General features: G+C 60.6%; 1 protein-coding gene. It reads right to left on the bottom strand.

Features of this window, described 5'->3' with window-relative positions:
• Positions 1-791: IS5 family transposase (locus XnspCFBP7698_RS21195; RefSeq protein ID WP_123137744.1), on the bottom strand; the 791-nt coding region annotated here is incomplete at its 3' end.
• Positions 792-857 lie beyond the last annotated feature (66 nt).

Below are 857 nucleotides of genomic sequence, written 5' to 3'. Positions count from 1 at the left end.
TGTTCCCAACGCTGCTCCCGAGCACGCTCGTGTTTGTTGCCGATGGCTTGGACTGTCGAAGGCCTGGCGGCGATGAAGAATGCAGCCTCGCAGCGCTGCAGCTCGTCGCGTTTTTCCGCACCGGTATAGCCGCTATCGCCGAACACGCTGTCTTCCTTGCCATGCAGCAACGCGTGCATCACCGTCACATCGGACACATTGGCGGCCGTGCAACGGACGTGGTGCACCAGCCCAGAAAACTCATCTACGCCGATGTGCGCCTTCATTCCGAAATACCACTGGTTGCCCTTCTTGGTCTGATGCATCTCAGGGTCGCGCGCATGATCGGCATTCTTGGTCGAGCTGGGCGCAGCGATCAGCGTCGCATCGACGATCGTTCCCGCCCGCAGGCTCTGGCCCCTGCGCGCCAGATGCGCGTTGACCGCTTCCAGCATCCGTGCAGCAAGGTCATGGGTCTCCAGCAGGCGCCGAAAGTTGAGAATCGTGGTCTCGTCGGGAACGTTGTCCAAGCCGCCGAGCTGGGCAAAACGCCGCAGGGTTGGGATCTCGTGCAATGCCTCTTCCATCGCCGGATCACTCAACGCATACCACTGCTGCAGTAGATGAATCCGCAACATTGTCGCCAGTGCGTACGGCTGCCGACCGGGCCTCCCTGACACCGGATAGTGCGGCTCAATCAGACCAAGTAATTGCTGCCACGGAACGACCCGCTCCATCTCGGCTAAAAAGATCTCGCGGCGGGTTTGCTTACGCTTGCCCAAGCCCTCGGCGTCACCGAACGTCAGTTGCATGCATGCCTCCTCGCTCCCAACCGGTAGTGTCGCGCTTTTGTGGCCCGTTGTTCAGAGATTCCCTAG

Origin of the sequence: Xanthomonas sp. CFBP 7698, from assembly GCF_003600855.1 — a bacterium.
Classification (GTDB): Bacteria; Pseudomonadota; Gammaproteobacteria; order Xanthomonadales; family Xanthomonadaceae; genus Xanthomonas; species Xanthomonas cannabis.
The sequence above is the reverse complement of the archived record's forward strand: the minus strand, read 5'-3'. Positions and strand labels throughout refer to the sequence as shown.